The 23686-nt window shown below is 46.6% G+C and carries 20 protein-coding genes; all 20 read left to right on the plus strand.

The window, feature by feature from the left end; translation table 11 throughout:
- Nucleotides 1-33: 33 nt before the first annotated feature.
- The 20 genes from tsf to rpsO all read left to right on the plus strand — a co-directional run bounded on the left by tsf (nt 34) and on the right by rpsO (nt 23467).
- Nucleotides 34-915 carry a translation elongation factor Ts gene (gene tsf / locus N288_RS09205; protein WP_009795871.1) on the plus strand — a complete coding sequence of 294 codons (882 nt, stop codon included), beginning with the start codon at nt 34-36 and terminating at the stop codon, nt 913-915.
- 104 nt (nt 916-1019) lie between these two features.
- Nucleotides 1020-1745, plus strand: coding sequence for a UMP kinase (gene pyrH / locus N288_RS09210; protein WP_009795870.1), 726 nt, complete (start codon nt 1020-1022; stop codon nt 1743-1745).
- The gene (gene frr, locus N288_RS09215; protein WP_009795869.1) at nt 1745-2302 is read left to right on the plus strand and encodes a ribosome recycling factor; all 558 of its coding nucleotides are present in this window, start codon (nt 1745-1747) and stop codon (nt 2300-2302) included. Before pyrH ends, frr begins: the two co-directional genes overlap by 1 nt.
- Nucleotides 2303-2589: 287 nt before the next feature.
- Nucleotides 2590-3366, plus strand: a complete 777-nt coding sequence (locus tag N288_RS09225; RefSeq protein ID WP_009795867.1) for an isoprenyl transferase — start codon at nt 2590-2592, stop codon at nt 3364-3366.
- Nucleotides 3367-3385: 19 nt separating this feature from the next.
- Nucleotides 3386-4183 (plus strand): phosphatidate cytidylyltransferase, encoded by a 798-nt coding sequence (locus N288_RS09230; RefSeq protein WP_009795866.1) that lies wholly within the window; start codon nt 3386-3388, stop codon nt 4181-4183.
- Nucleotides 4184-4226: 43 nt separating this feature from the next.
- A complete protein-coding gene (locus N288_RS09235; RefSeq protein ID WP_009795865.1) occupies nt 4227-5369 on the plus strand; it encodes a 1-deoxy-D-xylulose-5-phosphate reductoisomerase in 1143 nt (380 codons plus the stop codon).
- A 242-nt stretch (nt 5370-5611) separates the two neighbouring features.
- Nucleotides 5612-6889, plus strand: a complete 1278-nt coding sequence (gene rseP, locus N288_RS09240; protein ID WP_009795863.1) for an RIP metalloprotease RseP — start codon at nt 5612-5614, stop codon at nt 6887-6889.
- A gap of 128 nt (nt 6890-7017) precedes the next feature.
- Nucleotides 7018-8724, plus strand: coding sequence for a proline--tRNA ligase (locus tag N288_RS09245; RefSeq protein WP_009795862.1), 1707 nt, complete (start codon nt 7018-7020; stop codon nt 8722-8724).
- Nucleotides 8725-9262: 538 nt separating this feature from the next.
- Nucleotides 9263-10375 (plus strand): IS110 family RNA-guided transposase, encoded by a 1113-nt coding sequence (locus N288_RS09250; RefSeq protein ID WP_022543719.1) that lies wholly within the window; start codon nt 9263-9265, stop codon nt 10373-10375.
- 811 nt (nt 10376-11186) lie between these two features.
- Nucleotides 11187-15509: a PolC-type DNA polymerase III gene (locus N288_RS09255; RefSeq protein ID WP_009795859.1), complete on the plus strand. Its 4323-nt coding sequence runs from the start codon at nt 11187-11189 to the stop codon at nt 15507-15509.
- Between the two features lie 338 nt (nt 15510-15847).
- Nucleotides 15848-16321, plus strand: a complete 474-nt coding sequence (rimP, locus tag N288_RS09260) for a ribosome maturation factor RimP (protein WP_170939423.1) — start codon at nt 15848-15850, stop codon at nt 16319-16321.
- Nucleotides 16322-16363: 42 nt separating this feature from the next.
- Nucleotides 16364-17548, plus strand: coding sequence for a transcription termination factor NusA (gene nusA / locus N288_RS09265; RefSeq protein ID WP_009795856.1), 1185 nt, complete (start codon nt 16364-16366; stop codon nt 17546-17548).
- A 16-nt stretch (nt 17549-17564) separates the two neighbouring features.
- Nucleotides 17565-17846 carry an RNase P modulator RnpM gene (rnpM, locus tag N288_RS09270; RefSeq protein WP_035403514.1) on the plus strand — a complete coding sequence of 94 codons (282 nt, stop codon included), beginning with the start codon at nt 17565-17567 and terminating at the stop codon, nt 17844-17846.
- Complete coding sequence (locus N288_RS09275) at nt 17846-18148, plus strand: YlxQ family RNA-binding protein (protein WP_009795854.1); 303 nt, start codon at nt 17846-17848, stop codon at nt 18146-18148. The genes rnpM and N288_RS09275 overlap by 1 nt, the downstream gene beginning before the upstream one ends.
- 19 nt (nt 18149-18167) lie before the next feature.
- Nucleotides 18168-20414, plus strand: a complete 2247-nt coding sequence (gene infB / locus N288_RS09280) for a translation initiation factor IF-2 (protein WP_022543721.1) — start codon at nt 18168-18170, stop codon at nt 20412-20414.
- Nucleotides 20414-20695 (plus strand): DUF503 domain-containing protein, encoded by a 282-nt coding sequence (locus N288_RS09285; protein ID WP_009796000.1) that lies wholly within the window; start codon nt 20414-20416, stop codon nt 20693-20695. Before infB ends, N288_RS09285 begins: the two co-directional genes overlap by 1 nt.
- Nucleotides 20696-20709: 14 nt before the next feature.
- Nucleotides 20710-21081 carry a 30S ribosome-binding factor RbfA gene (rbfA, locus tag N288_RS09290; RefSeq protein ID WP_022543722.1) on the plus strand — a complete coding sequence of 124 codons (372 nt, stop codon included), beginning with the start codon at nt 20710-20712 and terminating at the stop codon, nt 21079-21081.
- A gap of 91 nt (nt 21082-21172) precedes the next feature.
- The gene (gene truB / locus N288_RS09295) at nt 21173-22090 is read left to right on the plus strand and encodes a tRNA pseudouridine(55) synthase TruB (protein WP_022543723.1); all 918 of its coding nucleotides are present in this window, start codon (nt 21173-21175) and stop codon (nt 22088-22090) included.
- A gap of 32 nt (nt 22091-22122) precedes the next feature.
- Complete coding sequence (gene ribF, locus N288_RS09300; RefSeq protein WP_009795997.1) at nt 22123-23079, plus strand: bifunctional riboflavin kinase/FAD synthetase; 957 nt, start codon at nt 22123-22125, stop codon at nt 23077-23079.
- Nucleotides 23080-23197: 118 nt separating this feature from the next.
- Nucleotides 23198-23467: a 30S ribosomal protein S15 gene (gene rpsO / locus N288_RS09305; RefSeq protein WP_009795996.1), complete on the plus strand. Its 270-nt coding sequence runs from the start codon at nt 23198-23200 to the stop codon at nt 23465-23467.
- The last annotated feature ends 219 nt before the right edge of the window (nt 23468-23686 follow it).

Raw genomic sequence — 23686 nt, forward strand, 5'->3', positions numbered from 1 at the left:
TGAAAATTACATATATTTAAGGAGGATTTCACTATGGCAATTACTGCTCAACTCGTTAAAGAATTGCGTGAAAAGACTGGCGCTGGAATGATGGACTGCAAAAAGGCGCTTCAGGAAACAGATGGTGATATGGAAAAAGCAATCGATTTCCTTCGCGAAAAAGGTATCGCTAAAGCTGCTAAAAAATCTGACCGCATCGCGGCAGAAGGGACAACTTACATCCTTGCACAAGGCAATGAAGCTGTCATCCTTGAAGTGAACTCTGAAACAGATTTCGTTGCAAAAAACGAAGGCTTCCAGGTTCTTGTAAAAGAATTGGCAGAGCACCTGCTTAAAAACAAGCCTGCTTCTGCTGAAGAAGCTGCTTCACAAACAATGGAAAACGGTGCGACTGTAGAAGCGCACATCAATGCTGCAATCGCTAAGATCGGAGAAAAGCTTTCCCTTCGCCGTTTTGAAGTGAAAAGCAAGACTGACAGCGACGCATTCGGTGCTTACCTGCACATGGGCGGACGCATTGGCGTTCTGACTGTTCTTGAAGGTTCAACTGATGAGCAGGCTGCTAAAGACGTAGCTATGCACATTGCTGCATTGAACCCTAAATATGTGTCACGCGATGAAGTTTCTGCTGAAGAAGTAGAGCGCGAGCGCCAGGTTCTGACTCAGCAGGCTTTAAACGAAGGCAAGCCTGAAAACATTGTTGCAAAAATGGTAGAAGGCCGTTTGAGCAAATATTTTGAAGACGTTTGTGTCCTTGACCAGGCATTCGTTAAGAATCCTGACCAAAAGGTTCGCGACTTCGTAAAATCAACTGGCGGAACTCTTAGCGAATTCGTTCGCTACGAAGTAGGAGAAGGCATTGAAAAGCGCGAAGACAACTTTGCGGAAGAAGTTATGAACCAGGTGAAAAAATAATAGATAAAAGCCGTTGAATCTGCTTTTATGAAGGTAATCGGGGAACACATTGTGTTCCCTCTTTTTCAAGAAATCATGTAATTCCAATACATATGGAGGTTCTTATGAGCAGCCCTAAATACAAACGAGTTGTCTTAAAATTAAGCGGTGAAGCTTTAGCAGGAGAGCAGGGCTTCGGCATTAATCCTTCTGTCATCAAGTCGGTTGCGCAGCAGGTGAAGGAAGTTTCCGATCTTGGGGTCGAAGTGGCGGTCGTCGTAGGCGGCGGCAACATCTGGCGCGGGAAGATCGGGGAAGAGATGGGGATGGACAGGGCGAATGCAGACTATATGGGCATGCTTGCAACTGTCATGAATTCCCTTGCCCTTCAGGACAGCCTTGAAATGCTGGATGTTGAATCACGCGTTCAGACATCCATCGAAATGCGCCAGGTTGCAGAGCCTTATATCCGCAGGCGTGCAATCCGCCATCTGGAAAAAAAGCGTGTCGTAATCTTCGCAGCCGGTACTGGCAACCCGTATTTTTCAACAGATACTACAGCAGCATTGCGTGCTGCTGAAATCGAAGCAGAAGTTATCTTAATGGCGAAAAATAATGTAGATGGGGTATACTCCGCAGATCCTCGGCTAGATGTAAATGCGGTTAAATATGAAGAATTGTCTTATCTGGATGTCCTGAAAGAGGGGCTTGCCGTAATGGATTCAACAGCTTCCTCCTTATGCATGGACAATAATATTCCGCTTATTGTATTCTCAATTATGGATAACGGCAATATTAAGCGTGCCGTATGCGGTGAAAAAATCGGAACGATCGTCAGGGGGAATAAATAATGCCAAAACAAGTTATTTCAAACTCGAAGGAACGTATGACAAAAGCAATCCAGGCGTATTCACGGGAGCTTGCAAGCATCCGCGCAGGCCGGGCAAGCGCTTCGCTGCTTGACAGGATCACTGTGGATTATTATGGGGCGCCTACACCGGTCAACCAGCTTGCTGGAATTTCCGTGCCTGAGGCCCGCCTTCTCGTCATCCAGCCTTATGATAAGAGCATTCTTGGAGAAATCGAAAAGGCGATCATTAAATCTGACCTTGGCCTGAATCCTACGAATGACGGGAATCTGCTTCGCCTTGCCATCCCTGCCCTGACTGAGGAACGCAGGAAAGAGCTTGTGAAGGTAGTCAAAAAAGAATCAGAAGATGCAAAGGTCGCAATCCGCAACATCCGCCGCGATGCCAACGATGATCTGAAGAAGCTGGAGAAAAACGGCGAGATTACTGAAGATGACCTTCGCGGCTACTCAGATGACATCCAGAAGATGACAGATGAGCATATCACAAAGGTCGACAGCATCACAAAAGACAAAGAAAAAGAAATTCTTGAGGTTTAATTCTTTTTCCGGTGTTATATCAGCTAAATATACAAGAACCCTCTATGTATATAGGGGGTTTTTTTGCTCATATGGCGATATGGAGCATAATTATGGCACCCTGCCATAATGTGCTGCTTCTTGTATTCTTATTTTTATTATGTTTACATATTCTTTTTTATAGAGATATCTTCATTTATTTTTGGTATGATAAGAACGTGCGGATTTTGGGAACAGGCAAATCGTACATTTTGGGGAAAGATCTTTTTTCGGAGGATAAGAGAAACGCATTTTGAAGGAGCCGTCTTATGTTAAATAAAATTAAAAAATGGAAGAACCAAGCACCTTCTTCCGATCTCCGAGAGCGCATAATAAAAATAAGGGAACAAAAAGTACCTTCTCATGTAGCGATAATAATGGATGGGAATGGCCGCTGGGCCAAAAAGCGGGCCCTGCCGAGAATAGCAGGGCACCATGAAGGGATGAAGGTGGTCAGGAGGACGACTAAGCTTGCCAACGAGCTCGGAATCAAGACTCTGACCCTTTACGCTTTTTCGACTGAGAACTGGAAACGGCCGAAGCTTGAAGTCGATTATCTCATGAAGCTTCCGGAAGAATTCCTGGGAACTTTCCTTCCAGAGCTGGTTGAGGAAAATGTCCGTGTCCAGATGATAGGCTATAAAGATAAGCTTCCGGGCCATACACTCAGAGCGATTGAAAAGGCAATGGAAGAAACAAAGGACAATGATGGCCTCATTCTGAACTTTGCTCTCAATTACGGCAGCCGGGCAGAAATACTCGAAGCCGTCAAACGGGTCTTAAATGATTGCCAAAGTGGCATAATGGAAGAAAGCGAACTGAATGAAGAAGTTTTTTCAGCCTACTTAATGACTGAAGGGCTGGAAGATCCCGATCTTCTGATCCGGACAAGCGGAGAAATCCGCCTGAGCAATTTCATGCTGTGGCAGCTGGCTTATACGGAGTTCTGGTTCACAGATGTATTATGGCCGGACTTCACTGAGGGAGAATTGCTCGAGGCCATTGAGGTGTTCCAAAACCGTCAGAGGCGGTTCGGAGGAGTATAATAAAGGTGTTGAAAACTAGATGAAGCAAAGAATCATAACAGCGATCATATTTGGAGCTATACTAATCCCTGTTGTCATATACGGAGGGACACCGGTTGTGCTGCTTGCCTATGTGCTTGCCGCCGCGGCTTTATTTGAAGTATTGAAAATGCGCAGGCTTAAGATGTTATCAGTGCCCGGCATTATTACACTTGCTCTATTATGGGGGCTGATGCTTCCTGATGGTGCACAGGAATGGCCGGCATTGCAGTTTGCTGCCGGATCAAAGACAGAAATCGGGATGCTTGCTGTCCTGCTTTTGCTGACCTATACCGTGGCATCAAAGAACAGATTTACTTTTGATGATGCAGCCTTTTCAATTCTTGCATCCATATATGTGGGGATTGGCTTTTACTATTTTATTGAAACACGTGAAGCAGGCATTTTATTTATCTTTTTCTCTTTATTCATTGTATGGGCAACAGATTCCGGTGCCTATTTTATCGGGAAAGCCATGGGGAAAAACAAGCTGTGGCCTGAAATCAGTCCGAATAAAACGGTGGAAGGCTTTATAGGCGGGGTCGTATGTGCGGTCGCCGTTGCAGTTCTGTTCGTCCTGCTGACTGATATAGACGCGACACTGATGCAGCTTACTTTCATCACGATTGTTCTGTCTATCTTCGGCCAAATAGGAGATCTGGCAGAATCGGCGCTTAAAAGGCATTATGAAGTGAAAGATTCCGGGACAATCCTTCCCGGGCACGGCGGCATCCTGGACAGGTTTGACAGCCTTTTATTCGTATGGCCGCTTCTGCATTTCTTCCAGCTGCTTAACTAGCCGGGAGAGTCTAGCTTGTTGAAACAATAGGAGTTGAACAATAGTGAAGTATATTAGTTTAATGGGGGCAACCGGTTCTATCGGCACCCAGACCCTTGATGTTATAAGGGAGCATCCAGAGCAATTCAGGCTGGCCAGCATGAGCATCGGCAGAAACCTTGAACTTGGCAGGAAAATTATGTCGGAATTCAAACCTGAGCTGGTAGCGGCTGCAGAGAAGAATGATGCAGACACACTTGCAGGCGAGTTCCCGGGAATTAAGTTTGCTTATGGCCAGGAAGGGCTTATAGAAACAGCCGTACATCCAAAAGCAGATGTCCTCGTTAACGCTGTCCTTGGCAGCGTCGGCCTTCAGCCGACACTTCAGGCCATTGAAGCAAAGAAAACAATTGCGATTGCCAACAAGGAAACACTTGTCACTGCAGGCCATATCGTCATGGATGCAGCCAGGAGAAACGGTGTGGAGCTTCTTCCTGTCGACAGTGAGCACTCCGCTATCTTCCAGGCGCTTCAGGGGGAAAAAGAGAAGAATATCGATAAACTCATCCTTACAGCGTCCGGGGGAAGCTTCCGCGATAAAACAAGGGAAGAACTCAAAGATGTGACTGTTGAACAGGCTTTAAACCATCCAAACTGGTCTATGGGAGCTAAAATAACCATTGATTCTGCAACAATGATGAATAAAGGTCTTGAAGTGATAGAGGCCCATTGGCTGTTTTCTATAGCATATGAAAAAATTGAGGTCCTTCTTCATAAGGAAAGCATCATCCATTCTATGGTGGAATTCCATGACAGCTCTGTCATCGCCCAGCTGGGGACGCCTGATATGAGGGTGCCGATACAGTACGCCCTGACATATCCGGACCGCCTTCCCCACCGGACCGGCAAGAAGCTTAATCTGGCAGAAATCGGACAGCTTCATTTCCAGGAGATGGATTACAGCCGATTCCGCTGCCTGCAATTCGCATTTGATGCCGGCAGGCGGGGAGGCACACTTCCTGCTGTCCTGAACGCAGCTAACGAAGCGGCGGTTGCAGCTTTCCTGGAAGGTAAAATCACTTTCCTCCAGATAGAGGATTTAGTCGAAAAGGCTATGGAAAAGCATGCTGTTTCAGATAACCCGGGCCTCGAGGAAATCCAGGAAGTTGATCGTCAGACAAGGCAGCTGGTAAACGCGCTTCTATAAGCTGGTGTTCAGTACAGGAAAGAGGAGATCCAAAGAGGGTTTTGGCGCTTGAAGATTGCCGGCTTTCCGGCTCCATGCGCCATCCGCTTGCGGGAAAGCCGGCTGGCGAAAAGTCAAATAAAAACCTACCAGCCTGTTACCCTTGAAGCCTGCAGGATGAGGGCCAGGCAGACTTTGCCGCACGGCGCGGGCCGCTTTCGCTTTTCTTACTGAACAACCTCTAAAAAAAGGTGGTTATATTTTTGGATACTGTGATAGCCTTTATTATCATTTTCGGAGCCCTTGTTTTTTTCCATGAGTTGGGGCACTTTGTATTCGCCAAAAGGGCCGGCATTCTTTGCCGTGAATTTGCCATAGGTTTCGGCCCCAAGGTGTTCTCCCATAAAAAAGGAGAAACTGTCTACACCATCCGTCTGCTTCCGATTGGGGGATTTGTCAGGATGGCAGGGGAAGATCCTGAAATGGTGGAAATCAAACCGGGCTATCGTGTTGGTTTGATTTTGGATAATGACGAACGGGTCAGCAAAATCATCCTTAATAATAAAGATAAATATCCGGATGCAAGGCCGATTGAAGTGGAATATGCCGACATCGAGCATGATCTTGTCATCCGCGGCTATGCCGAGGGTGAAGAGGAAGAAAGGCTTGTTTCATATCCGATCAACAAGGATGCTCTCCTTGTCGAGGATGGTGTGGAAACGCTCATCGCCCCGTATGACAGGCAGTTTGCTTCCAAGACGCTCGGACAGAGGACCATGGCCATATTTGCCGGACCGATGATGAACTTCATCCTTGCATTTGTCGTATTTGTACTGATCGGCCTTCTTCAGGGGATGCCGACAAACGAACCTGAGCTTGGCCGGCTGACGCCTGATGGAGCTGCGAAGGAATCTGGCCTCCTTGAAGGAGATCAGATCCAGAGCATCAATGGCGCTGAAATCTCTAGCTGGAACGATGTGGTGGAAATCATCCAGAAGAGTCCAGGTAAAGAGCTGGATTTCATCCTGAGCCGCGACGGAGAAGAGCTTGAAATCCCTGTAACTCCTGAGGCAAGGGAAGTTGAAGGGGAAAAAGGCAAAGAAACCATTGGCATAATCGGCGTGTACAGCCCGATGGAGAAATCTCCGCTGAAAGCCATCGCTTATGGTGCAGAAGAAACATACACATGGACGAAAGAAATTTTCGTCATGCTTGGTAAGCTTGTCACAGGCCAGTTCTCCATTGATGCTTTATCAGGCCCTGTCGGCATTTATGTATCAACAGATACAGTGGCTAAATCAGGCATCTATTATCTGATGAAATGGGCAGGAATACTGAGCATCAACCTTGGAATCATGAATCTGCTCCCAATTCCGGCACTTGATGGCGGAAGGCTTATGTTTTTTGCAGTGGAAGCATTGCGGGGCAAGCCGATCGACCGCAACAAGGAAGGGATGGTCCATTTTATCGGATTCGCCCTCCTTATGCTGCTGATGCTTGTTGTCACATGGAATGATATCCAGCGTTTCTTCCTGCAATAGAATAAAATAAACATCTGCGGCTATCTCCAGAACCGGCGATAGCCCAGTTTTTTCTCCGGATACCCGGGAAACAGGACAAGCCCTTACACTGATTAAGAATCAATATATGAAACGAAGAGGTGCTGATTATGAAGCAAAGCATGACACTTATCCCAACTTTAAGAGAAGTACCGGCAGATGCCGAGGTCAGAAGCCACCAGCTTCTCCTCAGGGCAGGATTCATCCGCCAGAACGCAGCGGGTGTATACAGCTATCTGCCAATGGCACGAAAAGTGCTGCAGAAAATCGAGGCCATCGTCCGGGAAGAAATGGATGACGCAGGGGCGAGCGAACTGTTGATGCCGGCGCTCCAGCAGGCTGAGCTGTGGCAGGAATCAGGAAGATGGTATACATACGGGCCAGAGCTTATGAGATTAAAGGATCGTAATGACCGGGAGTTTGCTTTGGGTGCAACCCATGAAGAAGTAATCACCAGCCTGGTACGTGACGAAGTAAAATCATATAAAAGACTGCCATTGACGCTTTATCAGATCCAGACAAAATTCAGGGATGAACAGAGGCCGCGTTTCGGAATTCTGCGCGGGCGCGAATTCATCATGAAAGATGCGTACTCTTTCCATTCTTCACAGGAAAGCCTTGATGAAGTTTACAGCAGGCTCTTTACAGCCTACTCTAATATCTTTACACGCTGCGGACTGAACTTCAGGGCAGTTATTGCTGATTCTGGCGCTATGGGCGGAAAAGATACCCATGAATTCATGGTGCTTTCCGATATCGGGGAAGATACGATTGCTTATTCCGATGCTTCGGATTATGCTGCCAATGTTGAAATGGCACCAGTCATCAACGCCTATGCGAAAAGTGATGCCGCTCCAAAGGAATTGGAAAAGGTCCAGACGGAAAATCAAAGGTCGATTGAAGAAGTGTCTTCATTCCTGAATGTGTCAAGCGAGGAATGCATTAAATCCCTTCTTTTCAAGGTTGATGACAAATATGTGCTGGTTCTTGTCCGCGGTGACCACGAGGTAAACGATATTAAACTGAAGAACCTCTTCTCAGCTGCTTCGGCTGAATTGGCTTCTCCGGAAGAAACACGCAGCATCCTTGGCTGTTCTGTAGGATCACTGGGCCCAATCGGCGCTAAAGATGTTGAAATTGTTGCAGACCATGCTGTGGAAGCAGTAGTGAACGGCGTATGCGGTGCGAATGAAGAAGGATTCCACTATATCAATGTCAATGCCGGACGCGATTTTGAAGTCTCTCAATTTGCCGATCTCCGCTTTATCCAGGAAGGCGACCTCTCGCCGGATGGAAACGGCAAAATCCTTTTTGCAAAGGGCATTGAAGTCGGCCATGTCTTCAAACTTGGCACCCGCTACAGTGAAGCAATGAATGCCGTTTACCTTGACGAGAACGGCCGTACCCAGCCGATGATCATGGGCTGCTATGGCATCGGGGTATCCCGTATCCTTGCAGCAATCGCCGAACAGTACAACGATGACAAAGGCTTCATATGGCCGGCAGATCTCGCGCCATTCAAGGTTCACGTCATTGCCGTAAACATGAAGGACGAAGCACAGGCAGGCCTCGGAGAAGAGCTTTACAAAGAACTCCGTGGAAATGGCTACGAAGTACTCTTTGACGACAGGCCCGAAAGAGCCGGCGTAAAATTTGCCGACGCCGACCTCATCGGACTTCCAGTCAGAATAACAGCCGGCAAAAAAGCCTCCGAAGGCATCGTCGAAGTAAAAGTAAGAAGCACAGGCGAAATGGAAGAAATCCACAAAGACCAGCTATTAGAGCATATTGCGTCCATCCTTACTTCACAAAAGTAATTTAAGACTATAGACGGATCCCGCTGCGGGGTCCGTTTTCATTTGGGGAAAATAGTTAGTGAAAGATTCATTTCTATGTAGGATATTAAAAGTTATTAGAACTGAAAAAAAAATATAAAAGCCTGTTGATTGGAGTGGAAGGCACGAAGACTCCTGTGGGAAATAGCGGCAAGGCTGAGACCCCGCAGCGCGCAAGCGCGAGGAGGCTCAAACTCCGCCCCACGGAAAGCGAAGTGCCTGCAACGAAACTCAACACCCCATATAAAAGCAGAAACAATTTGCAGGAATAGAGCATAGGAATTTGGTTTTTAGAAATTTAATACGCAAAAAAAATTCAAAGCCCCTGTTGATTGGAGTGGAAGGCACGAAGACTCCTGTGGGAGATAGCGGAAATGTTGAGACCCCACAGCGCGCAAGCGCGAGTTATCATGAACGAAACTAGCTCCTACTCGTAACATCGTAGGTTAATCTGGTTAGAATGTTTACTGTTAAAATACATTCCCAAATCAGAGCTACATTACGGAAGGAGCTAGTTATTATGCAGGATACCATAAAATACGTAGGTTTAGACGTCTCAAAAGAAAAGATTGCGGTCGCTATCGCAGAAGAAGGCCGGGCAGAGCCTAGATACTGGGGATTGATCCCCCATACCCCAGAAGCAGTAAAGAAATTAATGAAAAAGTTAGGCAGGCCTGAAACACTCCGAGTGTGTTATGAAGCCGGTCCGACCGGATATCCACTTTATCGGCTACTTATGGCAATGGGGATTCAGTGCTCGGTAATTGCCCCTTCTCTTATTCCTAAAAGACCCGGAGAACGCATTAAGACGGACCGCAGGGATTCTATTCGCTTAGCTCATTTGTACCGTGCTGGCGAATTGACTGCCATCTATGTTCCAGATAAAGAAAATGAGGCGCTGCGGGATCTTATTAGATGCAGAGAAGACGCCAAAGAAGACGAACTGAGGGGGAAGCATCGATTAAGTAAGTTTTTACTTCGCAATGACATTAAACCACCAAGTGGAATAAACAAGTGGACAAAAAAGTATTTTGAATGGCTTGATACTTTAAAGTTTGAAAACACTTCCCTGCAAATCACTTTCCAGGAATACTATCACCAAATTAAAGAATTATCACAACGGATTCTAAGGCTGGAAGAAGAAATTAGGATTCAGTCCAATGAAGGGGTTCACGCCCAGAAAATTCAGGCACTCCAATCATTAAGGGGTGTGGCTTTTATCACAGCGACAAGCATTGTGGCAGAAATCGGTTCGTTTAAACGTTTTACTACGCCCAAACAATTCATGGCGTATGTTGGTCTGATACCTAGCGAGTATTCAAGTGGAGAAAGAAGAAGCCAAGGACAGATAACCAAAACAGGAAATCGGCATGTGCGGCGATTATTGGTAGAGGCCTCATGGAGCTATAGATATAAGCCAGCTGTGAAAGGAGAACTTAAAAAACGACAAAACGGCCAGTCTCCAACTATCCAGGCAATATCATGGAAGGCACAGAACAGGCTGCATAAAAAGTATTTCCGTTTACTAGCGAGAGGTAAAGAAAGTCCAAAAGCCGTTACAGCTGTCGCGAGAGAATTGGCAGGATTTATTTGGGCAGTGATGCAAGAAGTAGAAGACATTCCTCAAGGGTAAAAAAGAGAAGTAGTGATCTATCGGAAGATAGAGGTTTTAAATAGAACTGAGAATAGGGCTCGAAGGCAAAGAGAAAAACCGGAAAGGAAGATCCACGTGCCTCCTCTGTGCTATATCTTAATAGATTAACGCACGTCGCGAGTTAGTGGCAGGTCCTTTATACGGAAAGATAAAATGTGAAAACCCACGAATATCAGAATGATAACCGCAGTTGAGTTTTTGCCTTCGTGCCGTGTTTTTATCTTCTATTCCTATCAATAACAGGAGGTCGATTATTCCTTCTTTTAGCTCTAACTAGCCTCTCATCGCTTGGATGGGCCGTCAAGGAGACCACTTGACCGCCCATCCAAGCGATGAGAATTGGTCAGTAAGCTAAAGAAGAAGCTATTCTAGCCAATTTGGCTAAATATCTAACCAGCACAAGAAGCCAAAATAGCTTCTCTTCTTAAAAGTGCCCAAAAATAAAACCAAAACGATGGTGGAGTGGGAATCTTGACAGTTTCGTTCATATCAGGAGGCTCAACTCCGCCCCACGGAAAGCGAAGTGCCTGCAACGGAAATCAACAGGCTCATTTACAGCAGAATATTATTCTGCAAATCACAACCAAATTACTCCAGGGGTTAGATATCATTGTTCTAATTGATAATGTAAAAGACTTTAAAAAGTAGACATGCCAAATTAAAACCAACTTCATTTTCACACTATTTCTTTTTCAAAACACACCCACTCTTTATGGTATAATGACTAATGTTTCTAACCAAAAAAACAATCACAAATAGAAAATAGATTTTAAGGATAGGAGAGAGAACGATGAGCGATGCCACAGGCAAAAAAGAGCGATTCCACCTCTTGCTCCAGCAGCTTCAACTCACAGAAGATGCCTTTGTAAAGCATTTCGAAAATGCACAAATAGACAAAGTGGTAATAGAAAAGCAAGCGAAGAAATGGCATTTTTACTTCATGTTTGACAGCATCCTGCCATGCAGTGTCTTCAGCCGGTTTTCTGTCCAGCTTGAAAAAACATTTTCACATATAGCAAACACATCTTTTACGATAGAAGTGGCAGACCAGAACTTCACACAAGAGCTTCTCCTGGATTACTGGAAAAGCTGCATCCAGGAAATCGAGGGGATATCACCTCCGCTGATCAAGCTTCTGAATGAACAGACGCCGAAGGTTCAGGGAACGAAAGTCATATTGAATGTCCGCAATGAAATGGAAGGGCTGGCGATCAAGCGGAAGTATGCCGGCATGATAGCGAATGTCTTCCAGACGTTTGGCTTTCCCATGCTGACAATCGATACAGAAATAAATGCCGATTCCTCATCAAACGCCGAATATGAGCAATTCCTGAAGGCAAAGCAGCAGGAAGATCAGGAACGGGGCCGCCAGGCAATGATCGATATGCAGAAAAAAGAAGCCGAGGGAGACTCAGGCTCCGGCGAGCTGCAGGGACCGCTTTCTATCGGCCTTACCATCAAGGACGATGCCGACTTCAGGCGTCTTGAGGAAATTGTGGATGAAGAGCGCAGGGTTGCGGTTGAAGGCTTTATTTTTGCAGCTGAAACAAAAGAGCTCCGAAGCGGCAGGACCTTGCTGACTTTTAAGGTCACAGACTATACAAGCTCCATCATGGTCAAAATGTTCTCGCGCGATAAAGAAGATGCAGCCCTGTTCCAGCATGTCCAAAAAGGCATGTGGGTGAAGGTGCGCGGAAGCATTCAGAATGATACTTTTGTTCGTGACCTGGTCATGATCGGAAACGACATTAATGAGATTAAGCCGGTCCTGAGAAAAGACACGGCACCGGAAGACGAGAAACGGGTCGAGCTTCACCTTCATACGCCTATGAGCCAGATGGACGCAGTTTCATCGGTAAGTGCGCTGGTATCACAGGCGAAAAAATGGGGACATAAGGCGATTGCCATTACAGACCATGCCGTGGCGCAGTCATTCCCTGAGGCATTTGGTGCCGGAAAGAAAAATGATATTAAAATCCTTTACGGAGTCGAAATCAATCTGATTGATGACGGCGTTCCGATTGCCTATAATTCTGCCCCGATCCCTCTGGCAGAAGGTACGTATATCGTCTTTGACGTCGAAACAACAGGGCTTTCCGCTGTTTATGACACGATCATCGAGCTTGCGGCTGTCAAAATACATGACGGCGAAATCATAGACAGATTCGAATCATTTGCGAACCCGCATCATCCTCTGTCAGCGACAACGATAGATTTAACAGGCATCACGGATGACGATGTCAGGAATGCCCCAGAGGTAGAAGAGGTGCTCCGCAGGTTTAAAGAGTGGTCCCAGAATGATATCCTGGTTGCCCATAACGCTTCATTTGATATGGGCTTTTTGAATACAGGGTATAAAAGATATGGTCTCGGCAAAGCCGCCAACCCTGTCATCGACACTCTGGAACTAGCAAGATTCCTGCTTCCTGAGATGAAGAACCACCGCCTGAACACATTGGCAAAGAAATTCGATGTTGAGCTCACACAGCATCACAGAGCCATTTATGATGCTGAAGCTACAGGTTATCTATTGATCAAGATGCTCAAAGAGGTTATGCAAAAAGGCATTGAATATCATAATCAGCTTAATGACAATATGGGCAAGGGCAATGCCTACCAAAGGGCGCGTCCGTCCCATTGCACACTGCTGGCCCAAACAGAGGCGGGCCTTAAGAATTTATTTAAACTTGTATCCATTTCACATATGAACTATTTTTACCGGGTTCCGAGGGTTCCCCGTTCATTGCTTGAAAAGTACAGGGAAGGTATCCTTGTCGGCTCTGGCTGCGACCGCGGCGAGGTTTTTGAAGCGATGATGCAGAAGGGGCCGGAAGAAGCTGAAGATCTGGCTTCCTTTTACGACTATCTTGAAGTCCATCCAAAAGCTGTCTATGCACACCTGATTGAATTGGAGCTGGTCAGGGATGAAAAAGCACTGGAAGAAATCATTTCGAATATCGTGAAGCTTGGTGAAAAACTGGACATCCCTGTCGCAGCTACCGGGAATGTCCATTACTTGAATCCTGTTGATAAAATATACAGGAAGATCCTGATCAATTCACAGGGCGGCGCCAATCCGCTGAACCGCCACCAGCTCCCGGATGTACATTTCCGGACAACCAATGAAATGCTCGACGCCTTCTCCTTCCTCGGCAAGGAAAAGGCAAAGGAAATTGTTGTCGAAAACACGAATAAAGTTGCCGACATGATTGATTCCATTAAACCGATCAAGGACGACTTGTACACTCCGAAAATCGATGGTGCGGATGAAGAAATGCGCAATATGAGCTATGACATGGCAAGGCGGATTTACGGGGATGAACTGCCGGAAATCGTCGAGGCCAGGCTTGAAAAAGAGCTTAAGAGCATCATTGGCCATGGATTTGCCGTTATTTATCTCATCTCTCATAAGCTAGTAAAAAAATCGCTGAATGATGGGTATCTCGTTGGTTCGCGGGGATCGGTCGGTTCTTCTTTTGTCGCAACCATGACCGAGATTACGGAAGTAAACCCGCTGCCGCCGCATTATGTCTGCCCGGCCTGCAAGCATTCCGAGTTCTTTAACGACGGCTCTGTCGGATCGGGCTTTGATCTTCCTGACAAAAACTGCCCGACCTGCGATATTCCCTACCGCAAAGACGGCCATGACATCCCGTTTGAAACGTTCCTTGGATTCAAAGGGGACAAAGTCCCTGATATTGACTTGAACTTCTCAGGCGAATATCAGCCGAGGGCACATAATTACACAAAGGTATTGTTCGGTGAAGACAATGTTTACCGTGCGGGAACGATCGGCACTGTAGCAGATAAAACGGCTTACGGATATGTTAAGGCATATCAGCAGGACAACAACCTGCAGATCCGCGGTGCAGAGATTGACCGCCTTGCATCAGGATGCACAGGCGTAAAAAGAACGACCGGCCAGCATCCGGGGGGTATCATCGTTGTCCCTGACTATATGGATATCTTCGATTTCTCGCCGATCCAGTTTCCGGCCGATGACAGAACATCTGAATGGAAGACGACCCATTTTGACTTCCATTCAATTCATGATAATCTCCTGAAGCTCGATATACTCGGCCATGATGACCCGACTGTCATCAGGATGCTCCAGGATCTGAGCGGGATCGACCCTAAGACAATACCGACTGATGATCCCGAGGTCATGAAGATTTTCTCCGGGACTGAATCATTGGGCGTTACTCAAGATCAGATCATGTGTAAAACAGGGACGCTTGGCATACCGGAATTCGGGACGCGCTTTGTCCGCCAGATGCTTGAGGATACAAAGCCGACCACTTTCTCTGAGCTTGTCCAGATATCAGGCCTGTCGCACGGGACGGATGTATGGCTCGGCAATGCACAGGAGCTTATCCATAACAGCATCTGTACTCTGAGTGAAGTAATAGGCTGCCGTGATGACATTATGGTCTATCTGATCTATCAGGGGCTGGAGCCTGCCTTTGCCTTTAAGATCATGGAGTCGGTCCGTAAAGGAAAGGGACTCTCTGATGATATGGAAGAAGAAATGCGAAAAAATGAAGTGCCGGAATGGTATATTGATTCCTGCAAAAAGATTAAATATATGTTCCCGAAAGCACATGCTGCCGCCTATGTGCTGATGGCTGTCCGGATCGCTTATTTCAAAGTCCACCATGCCCTCCTTTACTATGCGGCTTACTTTACGGTCAGGGCTGAAGACTTTGATGTGGAAGCAATGGTCCGCGGATCCCAGGCGATCAGGGCGAAGATCGAGGAAATCAATGCAAAAGGACTTGACGCATCTCCAAAGGAAAAGAACCTTCTTACCGTCATGGAGCTTGCTCTGGAAATGAACGAACGCGGCTATAAATTCTCGAAAGTGGACTTATACCGTTCGGATGCAACTGATTTCATCATCGACGGCGATTCTCTCATCCCGCCATTCAATGCAATACCGGGGCTTGGCACAAATGCAGCCCTTAACATTGTAAAGGCAAGGGGAGAAGGGGAGTTTCTTTCTAAAGAAGATCTCCAGCAAAGAGGAAGGATTTCCAAAACAATCCTTGAGTACCTGGATAATCACGGCTGCCTGGAGTCGCTCCCTGATCAAAACCAGCTGTCATTATTCTAAACCAGACGTTTGGCTGCTGACTCTGCTGGCATGGCAAACCCTTGCCAGCACGGCTATTCCATTTGCATAAAAAATTTGGTTATGGTATAGTTTTATTGGAAATACTAAGGATAACTCTCGAAAAAGAGTGGGGCAACCCACTCTTTCGTGTTGTGTACGCTAATTTCTGAACGCTTCTCCAGGCATCTGCTCTGTGAAAGAAGCATGTTCCGGCTGAAAGCCCCCCCTTAGAGGGGGGTCTCTTTAAATGCCGGGGCCGGGCTTTTTACAGGCATGGGCCTGAGCATCCCGGGATATTACATACGGGTTTAAGGATGCCTTAACACCAAAGGAGGGAAATTATGAGCAAAGTGACTGAAACCGTCGAAGAGCTGGTCACCCCTATTGTGGATGAACTCAATCTGGAGCTGGTTGATATTGAATATGTGAAAGAAGGAAAAGAGTGGTTCCTTCGCGTATTTATTGATAAGGAGCAGGGTGTCGACATTGAAGAATGCGGCCTTGTCAGCGAAAGGCTCAGCGAAAAGCTCGACGAACTCGATCCTATTCCTTATAACTATTTCCTGGAAGTCTCATCGCCGGGTGCTGAACGCCCTCTGAAAAAAGAGAAGGACTATAAAAGTGCAATCGGAAAAAATGTCCTCATTAAAACGTATGAACCAATAGATGGCGAAAAAACGTTTGAAGGTAAGCTCACTCAATTTGATGGTGAGACAGTGACTGTGGAAGTCAGGGTCAAAACAAGAATAAAAACAATTTCCATTCCTTATGAAAAAGTGGCCAATGCCCGTTTGGCAGTTACTTTCTCATAAGGAAGAAACGAGATTTAGGAGATTAAAGGGGGATACAATCTCATGAGCAGTGAATTGCTGGATGCTCTGACGTTGCTGGAAAAAGAAAAAGGAATTTCTCGGGATATCATTATTGAGGCCATTGAAGCAGCCTTGATTTCAGCTTACCGCCGAAACTTCAACCAGGCGCAAAATGTCCGCATCGATTTGAACCTTGGAAGCGGAACGATGAGGGTTTTTGCCCGCAAGGAAGTAGTAGAGCAGGTCTTTGACCCGCGTCTTGAAATCAGCCTTGATGAAGCCAAGGGCATCAACCCGAATTATCAGGTTGAAGATGTGGTTGAATTAGAGGTCACTCCGAAGGACTTCGGCCGAATCGCTGCACAGACTGCGAAGCAGGTTGTAACACAGCGTGTCCGTGAGGCAGAGCGCGGGATCATCTATTCAGAATTCATCGACCGCGAAGAAGACATCATGACCGGGATCGTACAGAGGCAGGACCCTAAATTCATTTACGTCAGCCTCGGCAAGATCGAAGCCATCCTTCCGGCCAATGAGCAGATGCCGAATGAACAATATAAGCCTCATGACAGGATCAAGGTTTTTATCACGAAAGTTGAGAAAACGACTAAAGGGCCGCAGATTTTTGTTTCCCGGACGCATCCTGGCTTATTGAAGCGCCTGTTTGAAATTGAAGTGCCTGAAATTTATGACGGCACCGTTGAAATTAAATCGGTTTCAAGGGAAGCGGGAGACCGTTCCAAGATCTCAGTTCATGCTGACAACAGCGAAGTCGATCCGGTTGGATCCTGCGTAGGTCCAAAAGGGACTCGTGTACAGGCAGTCGTCAATGAGCTGAAAGGCGAGAAGATCGACATTGTTAAATGGTCGCCGGATCCGGTTGTCTTTGTAGCCAATGCATTGAGCCCTTCCAAGGTGCTGGATGTTATTGTGAATGAAGAAGATAAGGCAACAACCGTAATCGTGCCGGATTACCAGCTTTCGCTTGCAATCGGGAAGCGCGGGCAGAATGCGCGCCTTGCTGCCAAGCTGACCGGCTGGAAAATCGACATTAAATCTGAGACTGAAGCCCGTGAATCAGGCATTTTCCCTCGTGAAGAGTCACTTCTTACTTTTGATGAAGAAGATTACGCTGATGATGCGGATTATGATACTGATACAGACTTCACTGCGGAAGAAGAGGCAGATTTTGAATCTGATTATGACGCAGATGAACACAGGGAGTAAGAAAGGGTGAATGATCGTGAACAAGAATAAAAAGGTTCCCATGCGTAAATGTGTCGCTACCGGTGAAATGAAGCCGAAAAAAGAACTGGTTCGCATCGTTCGCTCTAAGGAAGGCGAGGTCTCTTTGGATCTGACCGGGAAAAAGTCAGGCCGGGGAGCTTATCTTTCCAGAGATAAAGAAGCAGTCTTATCAGCACAAAAGAAAAACATACTCTCAAATCATCTGGATGCAGCAGTGGATGATTCTATATATGAAGAGCTTTTAGAGCTCATAGAGAAGGAGAAACGACTATCCTGATGAACTCAAATCAATGGATGTCATTGCTTGGCTTGGCCAATCGAGCACGCAAGATTATATCGGGTGAAGAGCTCTCCGTCAAAGAAATAAGGGGCGGCAAGGCGAAGCTCGTGCTGCTGTCAGCAGATGCGTCTGCGAATACAGCAAAAAAAGTGACAGACAAATGTAAATCCTATAACGTTCCATATAAAATAGTGGAAAATCGTCACCTTCTTGGTCAAGCGATCGGAAAAGAAGCACGTGTAGTTGTGGCTGTCCTTGACAGCGGGTTTGCAAAAAAACTGTTGACGCTGCTCGATTAATTCTACCGGGGGTGAAAATATGAGTAAAATGCGCGTCTATGAATATGCAAAGAAATTCAATATTTCAAGCAAAGACGTTATTACAAAATTGAAAGACATGAACGTGGAAGTTTCAAACCATATGACAACGATTGAAAACGATGCTGTTAAAAAGCTGGATGAAATTTTCGGCAAAAAGGCCGACACTAAACCAGCCAGGCCTAATCAGTCAGCCGGAAATCAAAAGCCGCAGCAGAACAGCCAGCCAAGGCCAAAAGCTTCAGGCGAGCAGAACAGCAATAGCGGCAGCCGCGACAAAGCAAGGCCATCTGCACCGGCAAACCGTTCAGGCGGCGGCAATCAATCCAAGTCATTTGGAAACAATAACAACAATAACAGCAGCCGCGGCAATAACAACAATAACCGCAATAAGAACAACAACAATAACAATAATAAAAACCGCAACAACCGCAATAACCAGAATAAAGGGAAGCAGCATACTAACCATGCTCCTCAGCCCCGCAAAGAAAAAGAACTTCCGGCTAAAATCACCTTCAGTGATTCATTGACTGTGGCGGAGCTCGCTAAGAAGCTTCACCGTGAACCTTCAGAAATTATCAAAAAGCTCTTTATGCTTGGCGTAATGGCTACGATCAACCAGGATCTTGACAAAGATGCCATCGAGCTGATTGCCGGTGAATACGGCGTGGAAGTAGAGGAAGAAATCCTCATCGATACAACTGACCTTGAGGTTTACTTCACAGAAGATGAAAGTGCTGAACTGTCTGAAAGGCCGTCTGTCGTAACGATCATGGGCCACGTTGACCATGGTAAAACGACTCTTCTTGACAGCATCAGGAACACAAAGGTGACTGCAGGCGAGGCCGGCGGAATCACCCAGCATATCGGTGCTTATCAGGTAGAAGAAAACGGCAAGAAGATTACTTTCCTTGATACACCGGGACACGCCGCGTTTACGACTATGCGTGCCCGTGGAGCAAAGATCACGGATATTACAATCCTGGTTGTTGCAGCTGACGACGGAGTTATGCCTCAGACTGTAGAAGCAATCAACCATGCAAAGGCAGCCGAGGTGCCGATCATCGTTGCCGTCAACAAAATGGATAAGCCTGCTGCCAATCCTGACCGCGTGATGCAGGAACTGACAGAGCACGGACTTGTGCCTGAAGCGTGGGGCGGAGAAACGATCTTTGTTCCGCTTTCAGCCCTGACTGGAGATGGAATCGACTCCCTGCTTGAGATGATCCTTCTTGTCAGCGAGGTTGAAGAATACAAAGCCAACCCTGACCGCAATGCAGTCGGAACGGTCATTGAAGCACAGCTTGACAAAGGCAGGGGTTCAGTTGCTACCCTTCTTGTCCAGAATGGAACACTTAAGGTCGGCGATCCAATCGTAGTCGGCACGACGTTTGGACGTGTGCGTGCAATGGTCAATGATCTTGGCCGCCGCGTCAAAGAAGCAGGTCCATCCACACCGGTTGAAATCACTGGTCTGAATGATGTGCCGCTTGCAGGCGACCGCTTTGTCGTATTCAAGGATGAAAAAACAGCCCGCCAGGTCGGCGAAGTGCGTTCACAGCAGGCGATCCAGGCCCAGAGAAGCGAAAAGACGCGCGTCAGCCTTGATAACTTGTTTGAACATATGAAACAAGGGGAAATGAAAGATCTAAACATCATTATCAAAGCGGATGTTCAAGGGTCCGCCGAGGCGCTTGCAGCTGCCTTGAATAAAATAGATGTTGAAGGTGTCAATGTAAGGATCATTCATACAGCAGTCGGTGCGATCAATGAATCAGACATCACCCTTGCCGCTGCTTCAAATGCCATTGTCATCGGCTTTAACGTAAGGCCTGATAATAATGCGAAGCGTGCAGCAGATACTGAGGAAGTGGATGTTCGCCTCCACAGAATCATCTACAAAGTGATCGACGAGATCGAATCAGCCATGAAAGGCATGCTTGATCCGGAATTCGAAGAGAAAGTCATCGGCCAGGCTGAGATCCGCCAAACCTTCAAGGTATCAAAGGTTGGAACGATTGCCGGCTCCTATGTTACAGATGGGAAAATCACACGTGACAGCGGCATCCGCCTCATCCGAGACGGAGTGGTCATTTTTGAAGGCGAAATCGATGCCCTCAAACGCTTTAAGGATGACGCGAAAGAAGTCAGCCAGGGCTACGAGTGCGGAATTACCATCAAAAATTTCAATGATGTAAAAGAAGGAGACGTTGTCGAAGCATATATCATGGAAGAAGTGGAACGTTAATGGTAGTTGGCCTTGCAGCCTGCGAATGCATGATTTATGATGCACATTCTTTAAAAGAAAAAAGGGCTGTTCTGCAGAGGATCATCATGCGGCTCAGGCAGAGGCATAATCTGTCTGTTGCTGAAGTTGATTTCCAGGATACGTGGCAGAGGACTAAAATTGCCGTTGCGGCAGTTGCTTCTGCCCGTGTCTCCGCTGAAGCGGAGCTGCAGAACGCTCTCAAGCTAATCGATTCGTTTCCGGAAATAGAACGGACAATCACAGATATAGAGTGGCTTTAACAAGAGGTGATCATATGAGCCATAGAGCAAACAGAGTTGGAGAACAAATGAAGAAAGAGCTTGGCGAGATCATTGGCCGAAAGATCAAGGATCCCCGCATTGGCTTTGTGACTGTAACTGATGTTGCTGTTACCGGAGACCTGCAGCAGGCAACCGTGTATATCTCGGTTCTCGGCGATGAAGAGAAAAGGGAAAACACGCTCAAAGGACTTGCCAAAGCAAAAGGGTTCATCCGTTCAGAAATTGGACAGCGCATCCGGCTTCGCAAAACACCTGAAATCATCTTTGAGTTTGATGAATCAATCGATTATGGAAATCGCATTGATACACTTCTTCATAAAATCCAGGAAGAAGGCCAATCTAAAGAAGAACAGGATAAAGAATAAGCTTCCGGAAAAGGATAGACTCTGGTCTATCCTTTTTTTGGCTGTCCAGGCCGGGGAGCCAGCGTACATATAGTATTGGAGGGGTATGGAAATGGAAGGAATCATACCGTTATTTAAACCTAAAGGGATGACATCCCATGATTGTGTATTCAAGCTGCGCAAAATCCTGAGGATGAAAAGGATCGGCCACACCGGCACACTTGATCCGGATGTGACGGGAGTCCTTCCCATCTGCATTGGCAGGGCCACAAAAGTCGCGGAATATATCACCGATGCCGGAAAGGCTTATGAGGGCGAAGTCACACTAGGCTTTTCCACTTCAACAGAAGACGCATCTGGTGAAAAAATTGAAGAAAAACCTGTTGCCGGTAGAGTTACAAGAGCACAAGTCATCGATGTCCTTGAGAATCTAAAGGGTGAGATCACACAGACGCCGCCTATGTACTCTGCTGTAAAGGTGAATGGCAAAAGGCTTTATGAATATGCCAGAAAAGGAATCGAGGTAGAGAGGCCGACACGAAAGGTCAGCATCTACTCAATCGAGCTGCTGAGCGAGGAGCAGGAATTTGAAGGGCCCAATCCTTCTTTCCGCTTCCGGGTCGAATGCAGCAAAGGGACTTACATCCGTACGCTTGCTGTAATGATCGGTGAAGCGCTGGGTTATCCTGCCCATATGTCGGGCCTTGAAAGAATCCGCTCAGCCTCTTTTGCGAAAGAAGAGTGCCTGACATTCAAAGACATTGAAGCTCTACAGGAAAGCGGTGAGCTTGCAGCAAAAATCAGGCCGCTCGAAGAGGGGATTTCTCATTTGCCGAAATACACGATTAGTGATACAGTTGCAGAGAAAGTAAAAAATGGAGCACTTCTGAATATACCGGATTTCCTGGAGAAAGAAACAGGCCCGATTGTCGTCCAGACAGAGGCAGGGACTGCCCTGGCCATCTATCTTCACCATCCGGCAAAGCCCGGCCTTATGAAGCCGTCAAAAGTGCTTAGAAACGAAGCATAGTATCCAGCAATAGAAAAAGGTGAGTATCATCAATGGAAGTCATTGCTATTAAACATCCCCATCAATTTGCCAGAACGGATTTTCCCGGGCTGTCCATGGCCCTGGGTTATTTTGACGGGGTTCATCTCGGACATCAGAAAGTCATTCTTGAAGCGAAAAAAGCGGCAGAGCAAAAAGGGCTGAAAAGCGCAGTCATGACCTTTGATCCCCACCCTTCTGTCGTACTGGGGAAAAGCGTACAGCATATAGAGTATATAACGCCTCTTGAAGATAAAATCAAAGAGATATCGAAGCTTGGCGCCGATTATTTATTTGTCGTCGAATTCAGCAGCAGCTTTGCCAGCCTGCTTCCCCAGGAGTTTGCTGACCAATACCTGATCGGTCTCAATGCCAGGCATATAGTGGCTGGTTTCGACTACAGCTATGGCAGGATGGGCAAAGGCACAATGGAGACCCTTCCGTTTCATTCAAGGGAAGAATTTACATACACCGTGGTCGACAAGCTCACAGACGGCACGGAAAAAATCAGTTCCACCCTCATCCGCCAGAAAATCAGAGAGGGGCATACAGAAGAACTTCCGGGACTGCTGGGCAGATATTATACCACGCGCGGCACTGTCATCCATGGAGATAAGCGGGGCAGGACGATCGGCTTTCCAACCGCAAACATCGACATCGGAACCAGCTATATCTATCCGCCGACAGGGGTGTATGCCGCCAGGATGCGCGTTGATGGGAGCTGGGTAGAAGGCGTCTGCAATGTCGGCTATAAACCGACATTCAATAAGCCGGCTGCCGACCGGCCCTCAATAGAGGTCCACCTCTTCGATTTCAGCAGGGAAATTTACGGCTCTGAAGTAGAGATAGAATGGCACCGCTATTTGCGTTCAGAGAGGAAGTTCTCAGGCGTAGACGAACTGGTTGCCCAAATTTCGAGGGATAAAGACGCAGCTGTCGGCTACTTTGAAAATAATGAAGGTTTAACTTGATTTTTGTCCTGAAAAGCTGTATTCTTATAAACGTACCAAAAATAAGAACCTTTGCTTGGCAAGTCGAGTCACCGACGCTTGCTCAGTGACAGGGGATAAACATTAGGAGGTGAACAGGATGGCAATCACTCAAGAACGTAAAAATGAACTGATCAATGAGTACAAAACTCATGAGAACGATACTGGATCTCCAGAAGTTCAAATCGCTGTCCTTACAGAATCAATCAACAACTTAAACGATCACTTACGCACTCACAAGAAAGACCACCATTCACGCCGCGGTCTTCTTAAGATGGTAGGTAGACGCCGTAACCTATTGACTTACCTGCGTAACAAGGATGTTACTCGTTACCGTGAGTTAATCACTAAGCTTGGTTTACGCCGATAGTATTGAAAGCGGGATTTTTTCCCGCTTTTTTATCGTCTTTAAGTGATATTTACAGAAAGCCGGCTTATAAAAAAGCAGGCTTTCTGTATACATAGATTGATTTTTTACATAGAAATTGTGCATACTAAATACAACTATGTCTTTTTTTGATTTATAAAAGAATTTTACGATGGTTTAGGCTAATACAATAATTCGCTAAACCTCTAAAAAGTTTACACG

This window comes from Bacillus infantis NRRL B-14911 (genome assembly GCF_000473245.1).
Taxonomy (GTDB): Bacteria; Bacillota; Bacilli; order Bacillales; family Cytobacillaceae; genus Bacillus_AB; species Bacillus_AB infantis.

What these genes read in the sequence shown, in the direction of transcription:
- nusA (WP_009795856.1), top strand. Translation starts at nt 16,364, where the DNA reads ATGAGCAGTGAATTGCTGGATGCTCTGACGTTGCTGGAAAAAGAAAAA.
- N288_RS09250 (WP_022543719.1), top strand. Translation starts at nt 9,263, where the DNA reads ATGCAGGATACCATAAAATACGTAGGTTTAGACGTCTCAAAAGAAAAG.
- N288_RS09230 (WP_009795866.1), top strand. Translation starts at nt 3,386, where the DNA reads ATGAAGCAAAGAATCATAACAGCGATCATATTTGGAGCTATACTAATC.
- rbfA (WP_022543722.1), top strand. Translation starts at nt 20,710, where the DNA reads ATGAGCCATAGAGCAAACAGAGTTGGAGAACAAATGAAGAAAGAGCTT.
- N288_RS09255 (WP_009795859.1), top strand. Translation starts at nt 11,187, where the DNA reads ATGAGCGATGCCACAGGCAAAAAAGAGCGATTCCACCTCTTGCTCCAG.
- N288_RS09275 (WP_009795854.1), top strand. Translation starts at nt 17,846, where the DNA reads ATGAACTCAAATCAATGGATGTCATTGCTTGGCTTGGCCAATCGAGCA.
- frr (WP_009795869.1), top strand. Translation starts at nt 1,745, where the DNA reads ATGCCAAAACAAGTTATTTCAAACTCGAAGGAACGTATGACAAAAGCA.
- pyrH (WP_009795870.1), top strand. Translation starts at nt 1,020, where the DNA reads ATGAGCAGCCCTAAATACAAACGAGTTGTCTTAAAATTAAGCGGTGAA.
- N288_RS09225 (WP_009795867.1), top strand. Translation starts at nt 2,590, where the DNA reads ATGTTAAATAAAATTAAAAAATGGAAGAACCAAGCACCTTCTTCCGAT.
- N288_RS09285 (WP_009796000.1), top strand. Translation starts at nt 20,414, where the DNA reads ATGGTAGTTGGCCTTGCAGCCTGCGAATGCATGATTTATGATGCACAT.
- rpsO (WP_009795996.1), top strand. Translation starts at nt 23,198, where the DNA reads ATGGCAATCACTCAAGAACGTAAAAATGAACTGATCAATGAGTACAAA.
- tsf (WP_009795871.1), top strand. Translation starts at nt 34, where the DNA reads ATGGCAATTACTGCTCAACTCGTTAAAGAATTGCGTGAAAAGACTGGC.
- N288_RS09245 (WP_009795862.1), top strand. Translation starts at nt 7,018, where the DNA reads ATGAAGCAAAGCATGACACTTATCCCAACTTTAAGAGAAGTACCGGCA.
- ribF (WP_009795997.1), top strand. Translation starts at nt 22,123, where the DNA reads ATGGAAGTCATTGCTATTAAACATCCCCATCAATTTGCCAGAACGGAT.
- truB (WP_022543723.1), top strand. Translation starts at nt 21,173, where the DNA reads ATGGAAGGAATCATACCGTTATTTAAACCTAAAGGGATGACATCCCAT.
- infB (WP_022543721.1), top strand. Translation starts at nt 18,168, where the DNA reads ATGAGTAAAATGCGCGTCTATGAATATGCAAAGAAATTCAATATTTCA.